Source organism: Bacillus sp. FSL K6-0993 (assembly GCF_037977205.1).
GTDB classification, from domain to species: Bacteria; Bacillota; Bacilli; order Bacillales; family Bacillaceae; genus Bacillus; species Bacillus subtilis.
In genome coordinates this window covers 2,017,451-2,039,355 of record NZ_CP150275.1, presented here as the reverse complement: position 1 = coordinate 2,039,355, position 21,905 = coordinate 2,017,451, and the positions used below count along the sequence as shown (strand labels likewise).

Sequence of the window (21,905 nt, the reverse complement as noted above, 5' to 3'; positions counted from 1 at the left end):
TTCGAAGACAGGAGGATAAACTTGCTATCTAATAAAATGTTAAAAAGTTATGTTTATACTCTGATAATCTTTAGTTTGTCATATGTTCTAATCTTTGGTCTGTATATAATCGCATTAGTCACTATTGGCATCATAGGATTTTATGCTTTAATCACTTACTTGGTGTTTGCCGTTCCTTTGCAAATGTGGTTGAGAAGAAGGGGAAAAAAAGTTTAATTTAATTAATCTTTTTATTTACACAGTAATAGCTTTTGTAGCTGCGTTATCGTTTTTTGCTGTGACTAATCCAACAAGTGCTCTGGCTGTGCTAAAAAGCTTAAATTATTACATTATGAGTATTGTTGTAGCTCTCATTTATTGGTTTTGGGACTCTATATTCCTGCGGCATTAACACATTAAATTAAATCATGAATTTCACACCGTTTACAACAAGTAAGAAGGCTGCTGATCCAAACAGTAAATATCCAGACAGTTTTTGTTTGCTTAATATCGCTTCAACTCCGACTACTGATAAAAGGGCTGCAACAAACAATTGAACAACCAGCAACAATAATTCATTTTGATTAAACAGCGAGTATACGCACAAGACTAATGCAATGCAAGAAACCGAAATTTTTGCAACTTTTAGCAATGTATCACTCCTAATGCAGTCATGCATTAACCTTAACACGATTACGTGTCTTAATCCGAGAGAATCAAGATAAAAGAAGTGTTTTATTTAAAATTGGGGATTTGACTTGAATATTTTAATTTGGATTGCAATGTTTATAGCTATTTTGGGCGGCTCTTATACAGGTTACAAACGGAATAAACAGAAAGAACTTAAACAAGAACATTAAATATATAAGAAAAGCGAACAGAAGATATTTTTATTTTAATTATGGAACTATTTCTGAAATTTAAAGTGAAGATAAATGAGTGAGTTATTAGTTACAATTGAAAACATTTATGAATACCTAAAAAATGATGAAGAGGAAGATAAATTATACAGTTCTTGAGTTAAGGTTGCGATCTTTAAGGAACCTACATTGACGTATTTGATTGTAAAAATTTAGGAACTTTGTTCGAGATAACTGAATATGTTGATTTTGGTCATTGACCTAAATTATTTACTGAGGTGTTTTGTTGTGTATAATTATCAATTCCAAAAATTCTATCAAAATTGGGACGACGCAATGTATCCTGTATCGTTTGACTACAGAAATGATTACTTAAACTTTAATCCTTACGTAGAAAGTATTGAAAGTGATGAGCGTGTGACATTTCCTTTACGGGGCTCACAGCATACAGAATTAGGGGATCATAGACGAATGGCAACCAATATTATTATATCCTCAAGTGGAAGATTAGATGCAACCACTAAAACATGGACTAGTAAAAAGTGGAAAGGGTTCACAGGCACAGTAATTGTTTTCTTAACTGATTCAAGGGGGAACATTCTGTATGCAACAGCTCCACGTAGGTATGGTGTAAATGGTACAGCGTTGGGAGGACATAATAGAACTGACACATGGTATGAAATGATTCCTAGAAGTGTTTTAAATAAAACAACTGCGTATGCAATTCATCACGCTTACACTCCTACTCCAAGAATAAACCCTACGGAATTTAAAAAATGGTCAGATGCCATTGCTCCATTGGTTAAAGCATACAGTGAAGGGCAACAGAGAGAAATTTATCTTTTCCCAGAAGTACATGAGGCCATTGAGTTAGAACCTTTCACTTCAATCGACACAGAGGAAAGCTACTAATGTAACAGTTTCAAAGCCCTATAGAAAAATAACTGTAGGGCTTGACCTCAATGTCTTTAGATTATACATACACTGGAATTTATTAAACTAAATGCTCTTTTTCATCCCACAGCGCCGGCATTCACGCAAGAATATTCCACTCTTCACAGAGCTTTTAACAGTGTGTAATCGCAATTGTCACAGTGGCCGTACTTTACATCACGATACTCTTTGTAATCTCAAACAATTTAAGTATGCAATTAGAAGCAGCAGCAAATAAGATGGATTTATTGTTAAAATCGTGACCTCACATGTGACCTGACGAAATAAAAAAGCGATGAACTGCGCTGTGTAAGGCTTTGGCATACCTCTTTGAACACACCACATCGTGTGTGCCGCAAAGGGCATGTAATCGGCTTATACAATTCAGCTCACGCTATCTCAATAAAGCATGGCGGGCAAAGGAATGCAAGGATTACTTTATTAATGTGATTGAAAACGTAATAAAACTTGTCTTATTTTATCTAAATTAATCGTGAGTAATTTTATAACTATAGTGATTTCAAAACTGTCTTACGCACAGTGAGCGGCTTAGAGGCTATTGACTGATCGTCTTTATAGATAACATCGACAATCTTATAAGCTGATTTTTTGGACATGAAACGTTGCACTACAGCTGCAAAGTCAAGAGCACCATCTGGCTCAGCTACAATGATTTCACAATCTCTAATGTATATCTCCTTTATACGAAACGGTTCAATAGGAATTCATTACAGATATTGCTCTATCAGATTTAGAAACAAGAATTGTGATCCTGCGAAAAAAGGATCAGGATATGGCAGGACAAAACCATTTATTATGTGATTTTTAGGTATTTGTAATTAAATTACAAATACCTTTAATATTCGCTCATGAATTCGTGGTATTATACTGAAGGGGACGATCAAAAGCTTTGGCGTTAGTAATTAAGAATGTTTTAAATGTATACGGCTGCTGCCTCAAAGTCGGAAAAAATATTATAGGAGGTAACATATGTTTAAGTTTAAAAAGAATTTCTTAGTTGGATTATCGGCAGCTTTAATGAGTATTAGCTTGTTTTCGGCAACCGCCTCTGCAGCTAGCACAGACTACTGGCAAAATTGGACTGATGGGGGCGGTATAGTAAACGCTGTCAATGGGTCTGGCGGGAATTACAGTGTTAATTGGTCTAATACCGGAAATTTTGTTGTTGGTAAAGGTTGGACTACAGGTTCGCCATTTAGGACGATAAACTATAATGCCGGAGTTTGGGCACCGAATGGCAATGGATATTTAACATTATATGGTTGGACGAGATCACCTCTCATAGAATATTATGTGGTGGATTCATGGGGTACTTATAGGCCTACCGGAACGTATAAAGGTACTGTAAAGAGTGATGGAGGTACATATGACATATATACAACTACACGTTATAACGCACCTTCCATTGATGGCGATCGCACTACTTTTACGCAGTACTGGAGTGTTCGCCAGACGAAGAGACCAACTGGAAGCAACGCTACAATCACTTTCAGCAATCATGTTAACGCATGGAAGAGCCATGGAATGAATCTGGGCAGTAATTGGGCTTACCAAGTCATGGCGACAGAAGGATATCAAAGTAGTGGAAGTTCTAACGTAACAGTGTGGTAGCAGATCATCTTTAATCAGGGGTAGCTAACGGGCTGCTGATCGTTCCTTGAGAAGTTTTATAATCAATGATTATTAAAATCATTAGTAATGGTTAAAGGTTGTTTTCTACTAGGTGAACGGCCTTGCAATTGCTGGAGGTAGGGTATTCTCCATCTGGTTTTATAACTTTTCCTATAGGTTAATAGAATGGTATTTAAATGAGAATGCTATCAATTTTTTGTAGTCAGCGCTTGCTCACAACAGACACCTTTACATAACCCTTCTATATCAAACATAAGCCTTACTCAAAATAAAAATATCTCAGTAGTTAGCCAGATCCTCATAACTTTATACTAGTTAAAGGTGGGACTGTTAAGAACAAAAAGTCTAATTTATAAATGGGGACTCTACGGAACAAGACAGGTTAGTTCGAAAAGAACCCAACTTTAGGATTTCCTTAGAGGATTGTATCAGCTCGAACCAAGTTTTTTAATGCGACTAGCTATGGAAATTAAGAAAGAACCTGGTGAAATTGCCCAGGTTCTTTTTATATTGCACAAAAATAGCCACGGTGATATAATCACACTACGTGCGCTTTCTAGTTAGAAGTTATAGATATCCATCTTATAATTTTATTATATCCTGCTAGGAAGCTCTTGTCAATATTTTTTTTGAAGGAGAGATGTAGAATGAGTTCTTTGGTTCTCGGTTTACATGAAATTGAAAAAACACAGCTTTCGCTTGTTGGAGGAAAAGGGTTACATTTAGGGGAATTATCAAAAATTCAAGGTATACAAGTACCAGAAGGATTTTGTGTCACAACAGTAGGATATCAAAAAGCCATCGAACAAAACGAAACGTTACAAGTGTTGTTGGATCAATTGACCATGCTAAAAGTTGAGGACCGAGATCAAATTGGTAAAACCAGCAGAAAGATTCGGCAAATCATTATGGAAGTAGGCATTCCTTCTGATGTTGTGAAAGCAGTTGCTCAATATCTCTCCCAGTTTGGCGAGGAACATGCCTATGCCGTGCGTTCTAGTGCGACTGCTGAAGATTTACCACATGCTTCTTTTGCCGGTCAACAAGACACCTATTTAAATATTATTGGCGTCGATGCAATCTTGCAGCATATCAGTAAATGCTGGGCGTCCCTATTTACGGATCGCGCGGTTATTTACCGTATGCAAAATGGATTTGACCACAGCCAAGTTTATTTATCCGTTATCGTTCAAAGGATGGTTTTCCCTCAGGCTTCGGGGATTTTATTTACCGCTGATCCGATTACCTCCAACCGAAAGGTGTTATCCATCGATGCCGGTTTTGGACTTGGTGAAGCACTGGTTTCCGGCTTGGTATCTGCTGATTGTTATAAAGTACAGGATGGGCAAATCATCGATAAGAGAATAGCAACTAAAAAATTGGCTATCTACGGACGAAAAGAAGGCGGAACAGAAACACAGCAGATCAATTCTGATCAGCAAAAGGCTCAAACACTGACTGATGAACAAATTTTACAGCTGGCACGCATTGGAAGACAGATCGAAGCTCATTTCGGCCAGCCTCAAGATATCGAATGGTGTTTGGCCCGCGATACTTTTTATATTGTACAGAGTCGTCCAATCACTACTTTATTTCCCATTCCTGAAGCGAGTGACCAAGAAAATCACGTCTATATTTCTGTTGGTCATCAACAAATGATGACGGATGCCATAAAACCACTGGGATTGTCTTTTTTTCTGTTGACGACTGCTGCACCCATGCGTAAAGCCGGTGGAAGGCTATTTGTTGATGTCACACATCATCTGGCATCCCCTGACAGCAGAGAAGTTTTCTTAAAAGGCATGGGGCAGCACGATCAGCTCTTAAAAGACGCACTTATGACCATAATAAACCGACGAGATTTCATAAAGTCGATACCAAATGATAAAACAGCACCCAATCCCAGCAGAGGCAATGCAGATATGCCGGCTCAAGTTGAAAACGATCCGACAATCGTGTCTGATTTGATTGAGAGCAGTCAAACATCGATAGAAGAGTTAAAACAAAACATCCAAACGAAATCAGGATCAGATTTATTTCGTTTTATTCTAGAAGATATCCAAGAATTAAAGAAGATTTTATTTAACCCAGAAAGTTCGGTTGTGATTCGAACTGCTATGAATGCTTCATTATGGATTAACGAAAAAATGAACGAGTGGTTAGGTGAAAAAAATGCAGCAGATACGCTTTCTCAATCTGTACCCCATAATATTACTTCAGAAATGGGTCTTGCGCTATTAGACGTCGCAGATGTGATTCGTCCTTATCCAGAGGTAATTGATTACTTACAACATGTAAAAGATGATAATTTTTTGGATGAACTGGCTAAGTTTGATGGCGGAAGCAAAACCCGAGACGCGATCTATGATTATCTCAGCAAATACGGAATGCGATGTACCGGAGAAATTGATATTACAAGAACTCGATGGAGCGAAAAACCAACTACACTTGTCCCAATGATTCTTAATAATATTAAAAATTTTGAGCCTAATGTCGGCCATCGGAAATTTGAGCAAGGGCGACAGGAAGCTTTGAAGAAAGAACAAGAGTTATTAGATCGATTAAAGCAATTACCGGATGGTGAACAAAAAGCCAAAGAAACAAAACGAATGATAGATATCATCCGGAATTTCAGCGGGTTTAGGGAATATCCAAAATACGGAATGGTTAATCGATACTTCGTTTATAAGCAGGCTTTACTGAAAGAATCCGAACAACTCATAGAAGCGGGCGTTATTCGTGAAAAAGAAGATATATACTATCTCACTTTTGAAGAACTTCACGAAGTCGTACGCACACATAAACTGGATTATCAAATCATCAGTACACGAAAAGACGAGTACACATTATATGAAAAACTATCTCCACCACGTGTTATCACGTCTGATGGTGAAATCGTTACAGGTGAGTATAAACGAGAAAATCTCCCAGCCGGAGCGATTGTAGGTCTACCTGTTTCCTCCGGAGTGATAGAGGGCCGAGCGCGTGTCATTTTAAACATGGAAGATGCTGATTTAGAAGATGGAGATATATTAGTTACCTCCTTTACCGATCCAAGCTGGACACCATTGTTTGTATCCATAAAAGGCCTAGTCACCGAAGTTGGGGGACTGATGACACATGGAGCTGTTATAGCCCGTGAATATGGCTTACCTGCAGTTGTTGGCGTTGAAAATGCTGCCAAGCTGATAAAAGATGGGCAACGAATTCGCGTTCATGGTACAGAAGGCTACATTGAAATCTTATAATGTCTGATGTGTGTAAAGAGCCATCAGATATTCCGCCATCACCCCTAACTAGAAGCTGGGAGGCTGCATTTGTACCGAATGATAAAGTTCCCGTTGAACTAACGAAGATCGATAGCACATTAAGAAAAGCTGGAACCTCTTGGAGGAGGTCTGGCTTTTCTATATAAAATTGGCGTAGTGTGCAAAAGCCGCATTTTGCGGGCGGCGCTTCTTTAAAGTGAATTTTTTATTACCAGCATAAAACCAAACTTTAGATTTTGTTCGTGTCAAAGAGAACTGGAGAATTTGATAGGGGACCACATAGAAAAAAATATCTAAAACAAGAGAAAAAGGAGCTAAAAAGCTCCTTTATAAATTTAAACAACTTTTGTATAAATAGCCGTGTAAAACCCGATTGAGTAATCAAAATAATGACGTGTAAGCTTATAAGTATAACCGTTGTATTCTATTGTTGGCTGGAAGTCCATTGGCAGAGGACTAATGCGGTATATAGTGTCATAATCATACTCATCACTTTTTACTGCAACCTCAGACGAAGTGCCAGCAGCCAATACGGGAACCGCGGATATGAGCATGCCAAAGGATAAAGCAGAACTCAATAAGATTTTCCTCATGTTCAATTATACCAACTCCATTTACAATTAATACATATATTATGTAGCGATTGGAAGTTGTTTTGGAAGTGAATAATGGATCATAAAATGTGAAAATTTTGATTTTAATGGAAGTTGCGATAGTAAACGACAGTAAGGATAAGTATATTTATGCTGGAATCCAGAAAGAAGCGGCCTTCAATAATATATTTGAAGGCGCAAAAATGAGTAAGGGGATAATATCGAGGGCTACCACATGCAAATATTTGAGAAAGAATAAGAAGAAGGTTGAGGAATTGGAGAATGGAGTATGCTGCTGTTATGAATTGCAAAAAGAAGTAGATGGGTTGGGTGATATCCTGTTGTTTATTTTAAAGATCAAAAAGAGTTTAAAGAGGAGGGAGAAAGATGCCGAAAATCGGAGTAAGCTTGATAGTGCTCATTATACTCATTATTTTCCTTGCAGGCTGCAATAAAAATGAACAACACGGAGAAGAAACAAAGATGCAGAGCCTAGTAGGCTATGTCGTGCTTAAAGACAATGAAAGGGCAATTCTCATTACCGATACAAAAGCTCCAGTAAAAGAAGATTACAATCTTTCTGAAGGACAACTTATGAACAAGTTTAAAAATAACATAATAATTGTAGGATTAAGTGAGATTGATAACACAGAAGATCTCAAAAGAGGTGAAAAAATAAAAGTGTGGTTCCATACACGAAAAGAGTCAAATCCACCAAGTGCAACGATACAACAATATAAATTATTACAAAAAAAATAATTGAATTCTCGTATAGATAACCTCTGATGGTCTGTTTCAAACTTTACTTGGTTTCATAAATGAAAACTTGCCATTCATGTTAACGATTCGTGTTTTAAGATACTTAAAGAAAGAGAGGTATTAGTGAGAATATGAAAAAACCGTTCATTAAAAATGAACGGCGGGGTTTACAAAAGTAATGTCTTTTTTCCTTTATGGCAAAAGGATAAAGGAATTCGCAATATTGTGCTTCAAATTTTTTATTTGAGATCGTTAAGGACGACTTTTGCAGCCTCAGCGATAAGAGCATTATCATAATTAGCATCTTTCGTAAAGCGGTTTGACAGAATTGCCACAACAATAGGAGCTCTGTTAGGCGGCCAAACGATAGCAATGTCGTTTCGTGTCCCGTAGCTTCCGGCTCCAGATTTATCGCCGACTTCCCATCCTATTGGAGCGCCTGCCCGAATCAGTTCGTCACCAGTAGCATTGCCTCGCATCCAATCGGTTAAGATCGTGCGTTTGTCAGTCGTGAGAGTGTTATCTAAAGTGAAGGCTTTAAGATCGGTTGCCAGTGCTTTTGCGGTGCTGGTGTCACGAATATCACCAGGAATCGCAGAGTTTAGATCCGTCTCGAATCGTTTAGCTTTCGTTACATGATCCCCAATCTGTTTCAGTGACTTTTCAAAACCTTTAGGGCCGCCAAGCTGTTGCAACAAGATGTTCCCAGCGGTATTATCGCTGTAACGGATAGCCGCTTCCGAGATTTCTTTTAGGCTCATGCCTGTGTCTAGGTGTTTCTCTGTGATTGGAGAATATGTAACAAGATCGTCCTTGCTGTAGTGGATGACTTCATTAAGTTTTTCAATTGAGTTTTTCTTCAGGACAGCAGCTGCGGCTAGAACTTTATAGGTTGATGCGTAAGCAAATCGCTCATTCGGCCGATAGGCGATTGTCTTGTTTGAACCTGTATCAATTGCATAAACACCAAGCGTGGCATCAAATTTTTTCTCAAGTTGAACAAATTCTTTATTCGTTATACAGCTTGCCATGTTTGTGTCTTCTATGGATTTTGCTTCGGCATGCGTTGAGCTGTAAAAAGGTGTGAAACCAGTAATGCTTAAACATAAAAGCCCAACACATATTCCGAATTTTATTGACGTTTTATTTTTCAACTTCATCAGGCCTCCTCATTCAAATGATTTTGTATTATCTTTGAAATGTTTCCCATGACAGTTAGTGTAACAAACCCCTTTGCGCTAGTAAACATAGAATCAAATTATCTTATATTTTCAATAAGTTGGCAGAACAAGGGCAATTGCCCACCTACATGGTATTATATAAGAATAGGCAAATCAGATTACATATGCTGACAATGGCTGTCAGCAAAGTCATCTATTAGAAAGCTTTATCAATTGTGATTGGAGTGTTATTGGATGCAAACGAGAAAAGTTTATCTCTACGTATTTCACACAATGTCAGACTGGGAATATGGATATTTAATTGCGGAACTAAACTCAGGGAGATACTTTAAACAAGATGCAGCATCTTTAAAAGTAGTTACAGTAGGGGTTAATAAAGAAATGATAACTACGTTGGGAGGATTAAGCATAAAACCAGATATTTCTCTTGACGAATGTACTCTTGGGAGTCAAGATCTTATCATTTTACCCGGAGGAAACACTTGGGGAGAAGATATTCATCAGCCGATCTTGAAAAAAGTTGGCGACGCTTTAAAGCTCGGCACGACTATTGCTGCAATTTGTGGGGCAACCCTGGGCCTCGCGAATGAAGGATACTTAAATTCGAGAAAGCACACAAGCAATGACCTAGAGTATATGAAAATGGTCTGCCCTAATTACAAAGGAGAAACACTATATGAAAAGGAACCAGCAGTATCTGATAAAAATTTGGTTACTGCATCAGGAATTGCTCCTCTGGAATTTGCGGTAGAAGTATTGAAAAAATTAGATGTATTTGCACCAGATACTTTGCGTTCATGGTATAAGCTAAATAAGACTCAAAAGCCTGAATACTTCTTTGAGCTAATGAATACAATAAATCGATAGAAAACACTTTAGCAGTTTTTAGTAGTGCTCCTGAACTTATAGGAGCATTTTTTATATGTGTCTAGGAGCTAAATAAAGAAATGCAGAAACTCTAAAAAAGAATATAGATTGGTAGGCCTTATTTCGAATAGAGTTTGATTTGGGTTAAAACTGTTCTTATTAAGGCTCATTTCATGGTGCTAAAGATTCATTTGGAGAAGACTGTCTTGATCAGAACAGACCCTTCCAATATATTGAAGTAAAAGATATCGGGAGGAACTCTTTTGAAAAAGATGTTGATGTTAGCTTTTACATTTCTTTTGGCTTTCACTATCCATGTAGGGGAAGCTTCAGCCGTTATCGTGAAAGATGAGGAGAAAGTGAGTTTTACAATGACAGAAAATGAAAAATGGTTTATGAAGTCTGATGACCTAAATTCAAACCATTGGACATCTCACTTTGGGTACAGATTCACCATTTTCGATACTGAAGGATGTACAATTAACGCAAGAATCATGCGAATGACTTTGTCAGGATATGAAATAACCGTTAGTGAAAAAAACTTCTCAGGGGATCATTTTGATTTGAGTGCAACTGATCGAGTTGAGACGATGCCTTATAAGACTCATTATTTGATTTTGACAAAAGATCCAGATTGTGGAGATGTTAAAGTAAAAGGTCTATACGGTTTTCAGTTTGATCAGCCAGAATGGTAATAAAAAAGAATCTGGATTCTCACCAGCCTAAACGCCAGCCAAGCTAATGTCTACATGCAGACATTAGCTTTTTTCATTGTTTAATAGGCTGTCGTCACGATTCTAGAAGGACTTTCTCGTAATAGTCGTCTCCTGTCACATGAAGCCCAAATGACAGGGGAAATGTATATCATTCACACTTTCCGTCGTGAAAATGTAAATGTATTCATAAAAATCCCGCAGCATATCAGCAGTGCGCCGAGGATAATATTGATGGTGATCTGTTCGTGCAATTGCAGCCATCCAAAGAATAGGGCCAATACGGGAACAAACATTAATGCCATGGATGCTTTTGACGCTTGGATTTGATTGAGCACCCAAAACCATACGACAAAGGTAAAGCCGGTGGAAAGCAAGCCATTAAACAGCAATGACCACACCGCCTGATATGTCCACTCGGCTGAAGGGACCGCCTCAAATATAAAGGAAAACACCAATAACATGACGGCTCCCATCATAAGGTGCCAGGCATTCATGTGAATAATATCGATATGCTTGAATTGTAGCTTGCTGAACACATTCGCGATTCCCCAGCTAAGCGCTGCCGCAAGTACGCACAGCTCCCCAAATAAAGCGCTTTGATCGATATTGAGCATTTCCTTTCCAAATATAAATAACAGTCCGAAGAGGCCGCAGACCAGTCCCATCGTTTTATACACATTCATTTTCTCGTTTAATGAAAAATGGCTGATCACCGTAACAAATATAGGCATTGTATATACCAAAACAGAGGTTTTCCCTGAATCGACAAACTGCATTCCATACGTCAAAATTCCCATATAGCCCAGCCCCATCAACAGGCTCATGATGATATAGCTTTTGAGATGTTCTTTTTGAATTGAAAGCTTTTTTCTTTGGATGAAGAGAATGAGAAATAAAGGAACTGCTCCGATGAACAGGCGCAAACCCGAAAATAAAAGCGGGGGGATGTCATGAATTCCTACTTTCATCGCAACCCAAGTATAACCCCAAATAAGTGTGACAGATATGATTCCCAGCATAACTTTTACCATAATGAAGCCGCCTTTCTTGTTAAAATATCGTGCTGGTTTCTATCATATGTTACATTTATGTATAACTGAAATACATTTTTATTATTGGGGGTATAACCAAATGGTTATGAACATGAACCATCTTCACATATTTGTAAAAGTCGGGGAGAAATTAAATATTACAGAAGCGGCAAAAGAATTGTTCATCTCTCAGCCGGCGGTAAGTAAAGCGATAAAAAACCTGGAGAGCTCACTGCAGCTCAAATTATTGATCAGGGATAAACATCATGGTTTAATGCTGACTGACATCGGAAAAGAAATATTGCTGCTGGCGAGACAAATGAAGGGAATTGAAAGCAAAATATATCAAGTAGCCAACCGGGAAAACAAGCTGTTAAACGGGAAGGTGAAAATTGGTTCATTTCCTGCAGTTTCAACAAATATCATGCCACAGGCGATTGCGGCATTCAGATCAAACTACCCGCTGATCCGCATAGAATTGATCGAAGGAACCTCTGACCAAATAAAAGGATGGGTTGAAGATCGTACGGTTGATATCGGGATCGCAGCATCTCCATTTGAACCGTTTGAAAATCAGCTATTGTGTAACGACTATATGGTGGCCGTCATCCCGCCGCAGCGTGACGAATTAAAACTTGAAAAGCATGTCGACCTTGAAACATATCAAGATGACCTCATTTTTTGTAAAGGCGGTCATGAAATCGCGATGTCAAACGCATTTTCGCAATACAACATCGAATTAAAGGAAAACTTAACTGTGCAAAATGCCGAAACCTTGATTAATATGGTCAAAAATAACTTGGGTATCGGCATCATTTCAAACTTTACACTTTCATCCGTCCCGCATCAGTTGATTAAAAAGGACATCTTTCCTAGGGTCACACGCGATATTGGCGTCATCGCACATTCATTTGAAGAGATAACGCCGGCGGCGCATGAGTTTGTCAAAGTGTTGAAAGCAGTTGTAATCTGAATCAGTTATCGTGTTGCGATGAAATTTGAAGAAGATGAATACTCACCGGCAGAGTTACATAAAAGAAAAAAGCAACCATTTGAACGTTGCTTGTCACTCTATTTGGGACCTTGTATGCTAAGAAAAAGATTCATCCATCTCTGTCTTTGTGGGACTCTGCTCCTTAACTTGTTTTAATGATGCTACTATAAGAAAGCTAACAATCACTAGCAAGAGCCATGAACTTACCTTTCCAAGGTGTACAAGACTCCATGTATCGATTTGGTTTGGATATTTCCAAGCTCCAAAAAACGTAGCGATATTTTCCGCTATCCATATAAAAAATCCGATGAGTACAAAAGAAAGTGCGAGCGGCATACGGTAACGAGCTCCATTCACCTCGTATGTAACCCATGTTTGCCAAAAGACAATGATGACAAGCCCAGATAACCACCATCGAATATCTATAGAAAAATGGTGGGTGAAAAAATTCAAATAAATCGCTGCGGCAAGCGGAACAACTGCAAAAAAAGGCGGCCACTTAACCAGCTCAACCTTAAGCCTTCTCCATGCCTGGCACAAATAACTGGCTACACTTGCGTACATAAAGCCGCTATACAAAGGTACTCCAAATATTTTGGAGTATCCTTCTTCTGGGTAAGACCAGGAGCCCATATGGACTTTAAAAAGTTCCAGAGCAAGCCCAATAAGGTGGAATAATGTGATCACTTTTAATTCATCCCGTGTTTCAAGACCGGAACGCACCATCCACAATTGCATGAGAACGCAGATAATGAGCAGCCAGTCATATCGCGGCAAGAAGGGCAGTGGGATGATTTGCGTAATAGCCAAAGAGGCAAAAATAACGGCAGGAAACAAACATGAAAGGGCTTGTTCCCAGCCAAAATGAACGATTTGTTTTATTGCTCTCATGATGTATGCCTCCTCCATAGTTGTATTCTTCGTGTATGGAAGGGACGCTTAGTATAGTAGCTAGATGGATATAAGTTTATGTCCATAAGCTCACCGCCAATCACTTTATTTTTCTGTTGATCTTACCTATTTTTTTACGAATCCTGTGTGTCTTCATTACTTCGGTATTCCAATATATCCCCGGGCTGACATTCTAAAGCCTTGCAAATCGCTTCTAAAGTTGATAATCGAATAGCCTTTGCTTTTCCGTTTTTCAATATCGAAAGATTAGCCATGGTGATGCCAACTCTCTCTGAAAGCTCTGTTACGCTCATTTTCCTCTTAGCAAGCATCACATCAATGTTGATAATAATCGCCATGTCATCACCTCAGACCGTTAAGTCATTTTCTGATTTTATATCTATCGCTTCTTTTAACAGTTTTTGAAGAACAGCAGCAAAGACCGCAATCACCATTGAAGCAAAAATAATAACCAATCCGATCACAATGATACCCGGGGCGTCGTCTATCTCGGCCATCAGATAAAAGACAGGCATGCCTGCTGCGTAAAAGATACTGATAGTGACTGCGCAATATTTTATATTCTTCAAAGCTCTTACAGACAAACCCGAGAAAGCTTTGTTTTTGTCAATATAGCTTAAAAGTTTGAACGCTTGATAAAGAGCAAAGTAAAAAGGTATCGCCGTTACATACAAATAGATGAAAACGAGATATTTTATATAAGCGATATTTGGAAATAATTCTGCTGAATAGTTAGCTATCTTAGGCACTAAAAAAATGCATAAAGCAAGAATTGGAATTCCAATAAGAACCAAAGCTATCTTTAAAAAAATTGTCGACATTCGATTCATAACAAGCACCTCATTTATTTGTTGTCTAATTGAATGTAACAAAAAATTTATCGTTTCTCAATAAAAAAATATTGAAATGGATTGATTTGTTGTTGTTATAGGAGACCCTTTTCATTTTTGACAAGACAAAAAAGCATCCCTCATCACTGGGAGATGCTGAACTACTGCAAACTTGCCGACTGAATGAACCGTGTGCCTCAGTGAGCTCAGGGATCGGTGTGAACATAAAGCTAAGCTCTTTTATGAAGGTTTTTATCAACGTCTAAAGATTCAAACAAACGATGGGAAGAAATACATCAAAGGATAAGCGGCTGTTCATACTAATGATCGGGAGGTAAACCGACTTATGATACAAATTTTGATCACTGGTCTTTTTTTATTGGCTCAGCCGAGTGAGCCGCAGGACAGTTTAACGGTCACACAGCAAGGACGGACGATTGCCACTGTTAACCGTGAAGACTTTACAATGCCTCTTCCCGGCACTCCAATGGTTGACTATGAAAAATACAGTAAATTCATCAAACAGCTTGATCAGAAAGTGTACCGTGAGCCGATAAATGCTGTCCTTAACGATCATGGAAGCATCGTCCCGGGCAGGGTTGGCTACAAACTGTATCAACAGGCGTTTATGGAAAAGTTTTATGCGTATTTTTATGGGCAAGGTCCCTCCAAGATAGAAGTGCCGGAAATGAACATTTATCCGAAAGTTGACAGCGAGCTGCTAGCTCACATCAGTGCGCAGCAGCTTGGTCAGTACGTGACCTATTTTAACTCAAGCAATAAAAGCCGTTCACACAATATTTCTCTTTCTGCAAAAGCAATCGACAATCACGTTGTTTTCCCTAATGAGACGTTTTCATTTAACCAAGTTGTGGGAATGAGAACTCGGAACAAAGGATATAAAAGTGCACCCATTATTGTAAAAGGGGAGTTGTCTGAAGGTGTAGGAGGAGGAATTTGTCAGGTGTCCTCAACTCTATTTAATGCAGTTGATCGTGCAGGACTGCAGATCGTTCAGCGCTATTCTCATACTAGAAGTGTACCATATGTACCGCCCGGACGGGATGCGACGGTAAGCTGGGGAGGTCCTGACTTTCGCTTTCAAAACCAATATAACCAACCAATCTTAATTCGGGCAAAAAGGTATGGGGGAAGTATGATTATTACGCTATACTCTTCTGATGTGATAAACAGCAAATTGAGAAAAATCCCCAAAGCTCCATCTCGGATACCGAAAGAAATAAATGCAGAGCAGTAAAGACAAAACCTTAGGTAAGGTTTTGGTTAAGAGAGCTTGTAGATTGCTCAAAATCAATTCTTTAAGGAACGGCCAGTGAAAAGGAAGGAGGGATAAATGAAGTGAAAAGGGTATTATTTTCTGTAATTGTTTTTACAGCAGTTGGATTTACGTTTTGCCAATCAAAAGCGCATGCCCTGACTTTTACGGTGTTGCCTATTACACAAAAAACAGACCAGTGGTCAGTAAAAGTAAGTGAAGCAAAAAATGCAAAGGAATTTGCGAGACCTCAAAAAGGAGAATATCAAGTATATTCCTTGGAAGTCAAAAATATAGGGGGAAAAGCAGCTACAGTGGATGTGCAATTGTATAGAAATGACCCTAATTCAATCACAAGGTTTTCGCTTTTTGGATGTCCCGATGAAAATTGTGTCAAACCAAAAGAAGATTCTAAAATGTTAGCTGAAAGTTTAAATGATGGCTCACCGCTGAAGTTCAATCATTTTATGCTGGCAGATAAGGCCTCTGAATTAGAGGTTGTTATAATTTGGACACAGAAGGGGCAAGAAGGACGCAATTTAAAACAGACCTTTAAATTCACTGAAGATGGCGTTAATTAGACAGTAAAGATGGAATGGCTTTGATGATTCGATCTCTTACTTTGCCTGAGGAAAAAACGAAGATAATTGTTGGAAAACCAATCATAGCTGAGTCAAATGTCAAAGTGACTGTGATTAATGACTATAGAGAAGAACCAGAGGAGGACTTTTGGATACATTATCCGATGGGAGTGAAATGTTGTCGATGATCACAAAGTCTCTATTGAATACGAATAGAGACTTTGTGACTGACTGCGCATTTCAGCGCAACATTTTACTGATAATGACAGTGACACCTAAACAAGTGTAGCCCGTTTCATTATTAAAAATCTTTAATTTCGAAATTTTCACAGTTCAATTTCAGTCAATTCAGTTATCATCAAAAGAAGAGGAACAAAAGTCACCAGCTATTTGGACAACTTTTAGCGTTTTTTTGATGGGAGATTTGTGACTCACGAGATCATGAGTATAAATAAATTTGAAAAATTACTTAATACACTAGCTTGATTTTTAATAATAAAAAGCCATTTTAAGGTTATTGACTCAATGAAACAAAAAATGCATTTAAGAGCTGTTATACGTTTTAATCTTGTCTTTAGAGAGCGCTTTAATTTAAGTCAAAAGTAAGTTTAGACAGTCATCTGTTAGATCATTAGCCCTTTTTTATTTTCTTTTCGGTAACATTTTGATCATATTTTCCTACTAAAGAGTTAGGGAAGTGGGGAAAAGCATGAGAAAAAAGAACAATATTAAGAAATGGCTATTGATCATTGCTGGATTCTTGATCATCTGCATCATCACATTATTTGTAATGGTGTCAGGAAACAAAGTGAAATATGAGGGCAGCGGGAAAAGCGGACTGTGGATGTCTAACCTTGAAAAATCAGGAAAAACTTCAATTGGACCTAATTACTTTTTGAATTTGTATTGGCAGGGGAGTAAGAAAGATGAGAAAAGAACTGTTGTTGAAAGAATTACTCTGTATGTAGATGGCGAAAAGTATCAAGATGATAACGTAGATGAGTACGACTTATCAGAGTACACAGGTGATGAAATGCCGGGTGGGGGACGCATGGAGGACCATATCGCCACCTTTAATTATATGCCTGAAGATGAAGTGATAGGACATGATGTCTTAGTGAAAGTGGAGTGGAAGACAGGCCAGAAAAAACAGACAGAAGAAATCAAATTACATAAGAAGCCATGGTATAAAAAATAGCTTATTCGCTGTATTTGTGATCACATTGGTGGTCACTTTTTTATTTACGGATTCCTAGGCACAGCAATCTAAGATTCTGCATAGGCTGAAATAAAATCTTGTTCATTTCTAAAACGAGGTGCATGCTGTTGGAACAACAACCAATCAATCATGAAGACAGAAACGTGCCGCAGCCTATTCGAAGTGATGGAGCTGGAGCTATTGATGCAGGCCCGCGAAATATAATACGGGATATTCAAAATCCGAATATACTTGTTCCGCCTGTTACAGATGAGGGTATGATTCCTAACTTGAGATTTTCATTCTCAGACGCTCCCATGAAATTAGATCACGGCGGCTGGTCAAGAGAAATCACCGTAAGACAGCTTCCGATTTCGACTGCGATTGCAGGTGTAAACATGAGCTTAACTGCGGGAGGCGTCCGTGAGCTTCATTGGCATAAGCAAGCGGAGTGGGCTTATATGCTTTTGGGACGGGCACGTATCACCGCTGTTGACCAAGACGGACGAAATTTCATTGCTGATGTTGGTCCCGGCGACCTTTGGTACTTCCCGGCAGGAATTCCGCATTCCATACAGGGATTGGAACACTGCGAGTTTCTGCTCGTATTCGATGATGGAAACTTTTCTGAGTTTTCAACGTTAACCATTTCAGATTGGCTTGCACACACACCAAAAGACGTTCTGTCTGCAAATTTCGGTGTCCCGGAGAATGCTTTCAACTCTCTTCCGTCTGAGCAAGTCTATATCTACCAAGGGAATGTGCCGGGATCAGTCGCCAGTGAAGACATTCAGTCACCATATGGAAAAGTCCCCATGACCTTTAAACACGAGTTGTTAAATCAACCCCCAATTCAAATGCCAGGGGGGAGTGTACGAATAGTGGATTCTTCTAACTTCCCAATTTCAAAAACGATAGCCGCTGCACTTGTTCAGATTGAGCCTGGCGCGATGAGAGAGCTTCATTGGCATCCCAATAGCGATGAGTGGCAATATTATCTAACAGGACAGGGACGAATGACGGTATTTATCGGAAATGGGACTGCCCGCACATTTGATTATAGAGCAGGCGACGTTGGATACGTGCCTTCTAATGCCGGACACTATATACAAAACACTGGTACAGAAACATTATGGTTTTTAGAAATGTTCAAAAGTAACCGCTATGCAGATGTGTCACTCAATCAGTGGATGGCATTGACGCCTAAAGAATTAGTGCAAAGCAACTTGAATGCTGGATCAGTCATGCTTGATTCTCTGCGTAAGAAGAAAGTGCCTGTTGTGAAATATCCCGGTACGTAAAGACGTAACAGATCACACAGCTGCCCTTCATATCTTTTTAAAGTAGATAGAGCTGAATTTTGGCCTGTGTTTTATTAAATCCCTATATATACGTTATGTAGGGTTTTTCTGCTTGAATCGTATTGTAATGAGCTTTAAAATGTTAATGTGGAAATGATAACCACCCGCTAATGGAAATTCAATGGCTAATTTCTACCAGTTTGATTGGCTTTAAAGGAGGACAAGAAATGAAAGCACTCATATTTTTATCCAGTTTGACTGCTATTGGGAGCTCTATATTGGGGCGATGGTTAGGGATGCTGGATGATTCTTATGCTGTTGGCGATGCTTGGTTTATAGGTGTTTTAGCTGGATTGATTTCACTTCTATTATTGATTGACAGTCAAACGATGACAAAGAATTACATAGTAAGTTTAAGTACAATACTAGGCATTCTTGGAGTGGGATTTATATATTTTCCAGCTGCATTCATCAACATATTATTAAGTATTACACTGGATAAACAAAAGAAAGAAGACCTTCATGTAAGATGAAAGAAATTTCATTTAATTCATAGGAGGGAAAGTGTATGTATTTACCTATATGGCTTATATCATATTTGCAATCACAGGTGCGGCAGGTTTTATCAGTGTAATGTGGTTCAGTTTTTTTTTGCTGACAAAATAGAAAAGTGAAGCGATTTTATAAAAATGTAAACTATTTTATATGAAAGGGATAACATTGCTTATTTAAGTTTACATAATAAAATTATTTCAAACTGATACAAAAAATAACTAATTGATCTATGTACTAAATATTCATAATTACTAGAGGGATTGGCACCTAAGGAACAAAGCTATTTGACAAGTTCTTGCTAGAGAATTTCAATCACTACATTTGATTTTCTGCATCAAGAAGCTCAGCTGAATTATTTTTAGGTGAATTTACTAATGATGAAACCTGGTATGCTTCCATGTCATCAGCATCATAAGGCAGCAGCAAACTTTGCAGATAATCAGGGCTTGTATTTTGGGGGTTAAGCCACTCCTTTTCATGATCATGGGCCAATATAACCGGCATTCGGTCGTGTATATCTTTCATGAACTCATTAGGCTCAGTTGTTATGATGGTGCAGGTATAAAGAGGGTATCCTTGATGTGTGCTCCACTTTTCATATAAGCCAGCAAACGCAAAAAGAGCAGATGATTTCAATTTGATCCGCATTGGGATTTTGGTTTTGGAATCAAGCCGTTTCCATTCATAAAAACTGTCTGCTGGTATGATGCAGCGTTTGTTGACAAGCGGTCTTCGAAAGGCCGGTTTCTCGGTAATTGTTTCGGCTCGAGCATTGATCATTTTATAACCGATCTTTTCATCTTTTGCCCAAGGTGGAATAAGTCCCCATCTAAGCTTGCCTAAGCGATTATTTGATCCATCATTGATGATTGCAAGGATGTTTTGTGATGGTGCGGCATTATAGCTTGGCTGGTATTCACCTTTAGGAAAAATTGATCGATGTCAAACTGGTCAATAATATCATCAAATGCAGAGTACAAAGTAAACCTGCCGCACATATCCATCATCCTTTTTAGGGGTTTTTGAATAGTTTGTCGGACGAACGTTCATTTAATACAGGTTCAGAACAATGATTTCTTTTCACTTGCGATAAACTGGTATAATAAGAAAGCCAGTTAAGAAGTTATTGTGGAAAAGAACATATGCTTTTTAGTTTGACCGACGCTGGATCTTGATGGAATTACAAGGATCGCTTAAAAATAGCCTATAGTATAAAAAGAGGCACAGCGTTTTTAACGCAGGGCCTCTTTTATATCAGTAGCCAAATACCAGAGTTGTACTTTGTGATCCGGCATATTTCGTGACAAATTCTTTTGTATATTCCGGCGTTTGGACACGATAGCTATAGTTTGACCCGGGATTCCAAGAAGTCAGCGGAGAGGTTTGCTTGTTGAGTGATGGATAGCTGCCTATGTCTTTGAAATAACCAGTGCCCTTGTCGTCAAGGATGCCGCCTTTTTCACTGCCTTTCCCAAAGTAATTATATTCGGAATATATTTTTGCTTTTGTAGCAATTGTAATCGCCTGGTTAAAATTGTTGCTGTAATTGTTTTTAACATGAAAGTAACCGTATCTCATCAGACCTGGGCCTCTAACATACAAGTTCTCAAAATAATTATTGGCGATTGTCATGTGGGGGTAGCCGTCATATTGATGCTGAGAATCATCCGGGTATCCTAAAATCAAACCGTATTTATGATTCGCAAATTTTGAGTTGCTGATCGTGATATAATCTGCGGATTTTCCGATATACACGAGTTTGTCCAAATCGCTTCCGCTTGCATTATAGCTATGACCTGAGAATGTGACGTGATCAATCCAATAGTTCATACCGGAATCTAAATAAAGCTGGATATCATTATTTCCGTTAATCTTCGGACTGTGTTCAAACGTTAAATTTTGAAAAATGACATTTCCAGAAGCTGATGAAGTTGTTAAATAAATATTTTTCAGCGTTTTTTTCGCGTAAGAGCCCACGAGTGTTTTATTTGAGCCAATGGTAACTGTTGTTTTCGCAGATGCGGAAAGATCATTTTGAAGCACTAAAATTTTCGGAGTGGATCCTCCTAGGTGGGTTTTTAAATCATTTACGCTTTGAATGTAAACAATCTGCCCGTTTTTTCCACCCGTTGTGCCCGTTTTAGAAATGCCTTTTTCATTTTTGGCATTTCCGGCAAAACCTAAAAGGCCATTTGTTGAGGTATTCGGAAAATCGACTGCACCTAATGCTTTTTCAGGCAAGAGAACCAAAAACAAACTAAAGACGGTGAACCATAAAAAAAGTCGTTTCATCACAATATGCTTCCTTTCAATTTTAATAATTTCCTTGCGGGGATTATTATTACAGTTAATGGAAAGGAATGATAGGTTCTATCTTCCTAATTAATGTTGGGTTACTTAAAAAATAGAGATTGCGC

20 protein-coding genes and 8 pseudogenes are annotated in these 21,905 nt (G+C 38.4%); 17 read left to right on the top strand and 11 right to left on the bottom strand.

Annotated elements, in window-relative coordinates:
* Window positions 1-36: 36 nt before the first annotated feature.
* Window positions 37-391 (top strand): annotated as a pseudogene (locus MHH79_RS10225) (UPF0715 family protein).
* A 9-nt stretch (window positions 392-400) separates the two neighbouring features.
* Here the strand turns inward: MHH79_RS10225 and MHH79_RS10220 are convergent.
* The gene (locus MHH79_RS10220; protein WP_123373222.1) at window positions 401-631 is read right to left on the bottom strand and encodes a hypothetical protein; all 231 of its coding nucleotides are present in this window, start codon (window positions 629-631) and stop codon (window positions 401-403) included.
* A gap of 496 nt (window positions 632-1,127) precedes the next feature.
* On the opposite strand from MHH79_RS10220, the gene MHH79_RS10215 reads away from it, so the two are divergent.
* Window positions 1,128-1,751: a hypothetical protein gene (locus MHH79_RS10215; RefSeq protein WP_340035135.1), complete on the top strand. Its 624-nt coding sequence runs from the start codon at window positions 1,128-1,130 to the stop codon at window positions 1,749-1,751.
* Window positions 1,752-1,838: 87 nt separating this feature from the next.
* On the opposite strand, the pseudogene MHH79_RS10210 reads toward MHH79_RS10215, so the two are convergent.
* Window positions 1,839-1,978, bottom strand: a pseudogene (locus MHH79_RS10210) (hypothetical protein).
* A gap of 306 nt (window positions 1,979-2,284) precedes the next feature.
* Window positions 2,285-2,461, bottom strand: a pseudogene (locus MHH79_RS10205) (ATP-dependent DNA ligase); the annotation flags it as partial.
* 301 nt (window positions 2,462-2,762) lie between these two features.
* Here MHH79_RS10205 and xynA point away from each other — a divergent pair.
* Together xynA and ppsA are read left to right on the top strand one after the other, a co-directional pair.
* Complete coding sequence (gene xynA, locus MHH79_RS10200) at window positions 2,763-3,404, top strand: endo-1,4-beta-xylanase XynA (RefSeq protein WP_015251938.1); 642 nt, start codon at window positions 2,763-2,765, stop codon at window positions 3,402-3,404.
* 668 nt (window positions 3,405-4,072) lie between these two features.
* Window positions 4,073-6,673 (top strand): phosphoenolpyruvate synthase, encoded by a 2,601-nt coding sequence (gene ppsA / locus MHH79_RS10195; RefSeq protein WP_340035134.1) that lies wholly within the window; start codon window positions 4,073-4,075, stop codon window positions 6,671-6,673.
* A 356-nt stretch (window positions 6,674-7,029) separates the two neighbouring features.
* Here ppsA and MHH79_RS10190 read toward each other — a convergent pair whose 3' ends face one another.
* Window positions 7,030-7,293 (bottom strand): hypothetical protein, encoded by a 264-nt coding sequence (locus tag MHH79_RS10190; protein WP_340035133.1) that lies wholly within the window; start codon window positions 7,291-7,293, stop codon window positions 7,030-7,032.
* Between the two features lie 83 nt (window positions 7,294-7,376).
* Between MHH79_RS10190 and MHH79_RS10185 the strand changes: the two genes are divergently transcribed.
* Both MHH79_RS10185 and MHH79_RS10180 read left to right on the top strand, forming a co-directional pair.
* Entirely contained in the window at window positions 7,377-7,742 is a 366-nt protein-coding gene (locus tag MHH79_RS10185) for a hypothetical protein (protein ID WP_251187729.1), read from the top strand.
* On the top strand, window positions 7,675-8,046 hold the full coding sequence (locus MHH79_RS10180; RefSeq protein WP_015383836.1) for a DUF3221 domain-containing protein: 372 nt from the start codon (window positions 7,675-7,677) through the stop codon (window positions 8,044-8,046). Before MHH79_RS10185 ends, MHH79_RS10180 begins: the two co-directional genes overlap by 68 nt.
* A gap of 239 nt (window positions 8,047-8,285) precedes the next feature.
* Here the strand turns inward: MHH79_RS10180 and bla are convergent, their stop codons facing one another.
* Entirely contained in the window at window positions 8,286-9,206 is a 921-nt protein-coding gene (gene bla, locus MHH79_RS10175) for a class A beta-lactamase (RefSeq protein WP_340035132.1), read from the bottom strand.
* A gap of 255 nt (window positions 9,207-9,461) precedes the next feature.
* Between bla and MHH79_RS10170 the strand changes: the two genes are divergently transcribed.
* Complete coding sequence (locus MHH79_RS10170) at window positions 9,462-10,094, top strand: type 1 glutamine amidotransferase family protein (RefSeq protein WP_339244602.1); 633 nt, start codon at window positions 9,462-9,464, stop codon at window positions 10,092-10,094.
* 263 nt (window positions 10,095-10,357) lie between these two features.
* Window positions 10,358-10,789 (top strand): hypothetical protein, encoded by a 432-nt coding sequence (locus MHH79_RS10165; RefSeq protein ID WP_227057544.1) that lies wholly within the window; start codon window positions 10,358-10,360, stop codon window positions 10,787-10,789.
* 173 nt (window positions 10,790-10,962) lie between these two features.
* Here the strand turns inward: MHH79_RS10165 and MHH79_RS10160 are convergent, their stop codons facing one another.
* Window positions 10,963-11,841 carry a DMT family transporter gene (locus MHH79_RS10160; protein WP_041849917.1) on the bottom strand — a complete coding sequence of 293 codons (879 nt, stop codon included), beginning with the start codon at window positions 11,839-11,841 and terminating at the stop codon, window positions 10,963-10,965.
* A gap of 100 nt (window positions 11,842-11,941) precedes the next feature.
* Between MHH79_RS10160 and MHH79_RS10155 the strand changes: the two genes are divergently transcribed.
* A complete protein-coding gene (locus MHH79_RS10155; RefSeq protein ID WP_004399248.1) occupies window positions 11,942-12,814 on the top strand; it encodes a LysR family transcriptional regulator in 873 nt (290 codons plus the stop codon).
* Between the two features lie 117 nt (window positions 12,815-12,931).
* On the opposite strand, the gene MHH79_RS10150 is transcribed toward MHH79_RS10155, so the two are convergent.
* From MHH79_RS10150 to MHH79_RS10140, 3 genes and pseudogenes are all read right to left on the bottom strand, one after another.
* Window positions 12,932-13,726 carry a DUF817 domain-containing protein gene (locus tag MHH79_RS10150; RefSeq protein ID WP_339244593.1) on the bottom strand — a complete coding sequence of 265 codons (795 nt, stop codon included), beginning with the start codon at window positions 13,724-13,726 and terminating at the stop codon, window positions 12,932-12,934.
* Window positions 13,727-13,852: 126 nt separating this feature from the next.
* Window positions 13,853-14,085, bottom strand: a pseudogene (locus MHH79_RS10145) (helix-turn-helix transcriptional regulator).
* A gap of 9 nt (window positions 14,086-14,094) precedes the next feature.
* Window positions 14,095-14,577 (bottom strand): DUF2975 domain-containing protein, encoded by a 483-nt coding sequence (locus tag MHH79_RS10140; RefSeq protein ID WP_015251949.1) that lies wholly within the window; start codon window positions 14,575-14,577, stop codon window positions 14,095-14,097.
* 346 nt (window positions 14,578-14,923) lie between these two features.
* Here MHH79_RS10140 and MHH79_RS10135 point away from each other — a divergent pair, with 346 nt between their 5' ends.
* The 8 genes and pseudogenes from MHH79_RS10135 (at window position 14,924) to MHH79_RS10100 (ending at window position 19,466) form a co-directional block, all read left to right on the top strand.
* On the top strand, window positions 14,924-15,835 hold the full coding sequence (locus MHH79_RS10135) for a VanW family protein (RefSeq protein WP_123373227.1): 912 nt from the start codon (window positions 14,924-14,926) through the stop codon (window positions 15,833-15,835).
* Window positions 15,836-15,936: 101 nt separating this feature from the next.
* Window positions 15,937-16,434 (top strand): hypothetical protein, encoded by a 498-nt coding sequence (locus tag MHH79_RS10130; protein WP_123373228.1) that lies wholly within the window; start codon window positions 15,937-15,939, stop codon window positions 16,432-16,434.
* 104 nt (window positions 16,435-16,538) lie between these two features.
* Window positions 16,539-16,723: pseudogene (locus MHH79_RS10125) on the top strand (hypothetical protein).
* Between the two features lie 42 nt (window positions 16,724-16,765).
* Window positions 16,766-16,920: pseudogene (locus tag MHH79_RS10120) on the top strand (YoaP domain-containing protein); the annotation flags it as partial.
* A 39-nt stretch (window positions 16,921-16,959) separates the two neighbouring features.
* Window positions 16,960-17,119 (top strand): annotated as a pseudogene (locus tag MHH79_RS10115) (hypothetical protein).
* 24 nt (window positions 17,120-17,143) lie between these two features.
* Window positions 17,144-17,632, top strand: coding sequence for a DUF4944 domain-containing protein (locus MHH79_RS10110; protein WP_123373268.1), 489 nt, complete (start codon window positions 17,144-17,146; stop codon window positions 17,630-17,632).
* 122 nt (window positions 17,633-17,754) lie between these two features.
* A complete protein-coding gene (oxdD, locus tag MHH79_RS10105; protein ID WP_123373229.1) occupies window positions 17,755-18,933 on the top strand; it encodes an oxalate decarboxylase in 1,179 nt (392 codons plus the stop codon).
* A gap of 227 nt (window positions 18,934-19,160) precedes the next feature.
* A complete protein-coding gene (locus tag MHH79_RS10100; RefSeq protein ID WP_024571746.1) occupies window positions 19,161-19,466 on the top strand; it encodes a hypothetical protein in 306 nt (101 codons plus the stop codon).
* 337 nt (window positions 19,467-19,803) lie between these two features.
* Here the strand turns inward: MHH79_RS10100 and MHH79_RS10095 are convergent.
* A pseudogene (locus MHH79_RS10095) lies at window positions 19,804-20,486 on the bottom strand (SOS response-associated peptidase).
* Between the two features lie 256 nt (window positions 20,487-20,742).
* A complete protein-coding gene (locus MHH79_RS10090; RefSeq protein ID WP_123373230.1) occupies window positions 20,743-21,780 on the bottom strand; it encodes a polysaccharide lyase family 1 protein in 1,038 nt (345 codons plus the stop codon).
* Window positions 21,781-21,905: the final 125 nt, after the last annotated feature.

Bases quoted from the DNA above. Each gene is read 5' to 3' on its own strand.
- xynA (WP_015251938.1), top strand. From the start codon at position 2,763: ATGTTTAAGTTTAAAAAGAATTTCTTAGTTGGATTATCGGCAGCTTTA.
- ppsA (WP_340035134.1), top strand. From the start codon at position 4,073: ATGAGTTCTTTGGTTCTCGGTTTACATGAAATTGAAAAAACACAGCTT.
- MHH79_RS10180 (WP_015383836.1), top strand. From the start codon at position 7,675: ATGCCGAAAATCGGAGTAAGCTTGATAGTGCTCATTATACTCATTATT.
- bla (WP_340035132.1), bottom strand. From the start codon at position 9,206: ATGAAGTTGAAAAATAAAACGTCAATAAAATTCGGAATATGTGTTGGG.
- MHH79_RS10170 (WP_339244602.1), top strand. From the start codon at position 9,462: ATGCAAACGAGAAAAGTTTATCTCTACGTATTTCACACAATGTCAGAC.
- MHH79_RS10160 (WP_041849917.1), bottom strand. From the start codon at position 11,841: ATGGTAAAAGTTATGCTGGGAATCATATCTGTCACACTTATTTGGGGT.
- MHH79_RS10155 (WP_004399248.1), top strand. From the start codon at position 11,942: ATGGTTATGAACATGAACCATCTTCACATATTTGTAAAAGTCGGGGAG.
- MHH79_RS10150 (WP_339244593.1), bottom strand. From the start codon at position 13,726: ATGAGAGCAATAAAACAAATCGTTCATTTTGGCTGGGAACAAGCCCTT.
- MHH79_RS10140 (WP_015251949.1), bottom strand. From the start codon at position 14,577: ATGAATCGAATGTCGACAATTTTTTTAAAGATAGCTTTGGTTCTTATT.
- MHH79_RS10135 (WP_123373227.1), top strand. From the start codon at position 14,924: ATGATACAAATTTTGATCACTGGTCTTTTTTTATTGGCTCAGCCGAGT.
- MHH79_RS10110 (WP_123373268.1), top strand. From the start codon at position 17,144: ATGAGAAAAAAGAACAATATTAAGAAATGGCTATTGATCATTGCTGGA.
- oxdD (WP_123373229.1), top strand. From the start codon at position 17,755: ATGCTGTTGGAACAACAACCAATCAATCATGAAGACAGAAACGTGCCG.
- MHH79_RS10100 (WP_024571746.1), top strand. From the start codon at position 19,161: ATGAAAGCACTCATATTTTTATCCAGTTTGACTGCTATTGGGAGCTCT.
- MHH79_RS10090 (WP_123373230.1), bottom strand. From the start codon at position 21,780: ATGAAACGACTTTTTTTATGGTTCACCGTCTTTAGTTTGTTTTTGGTT.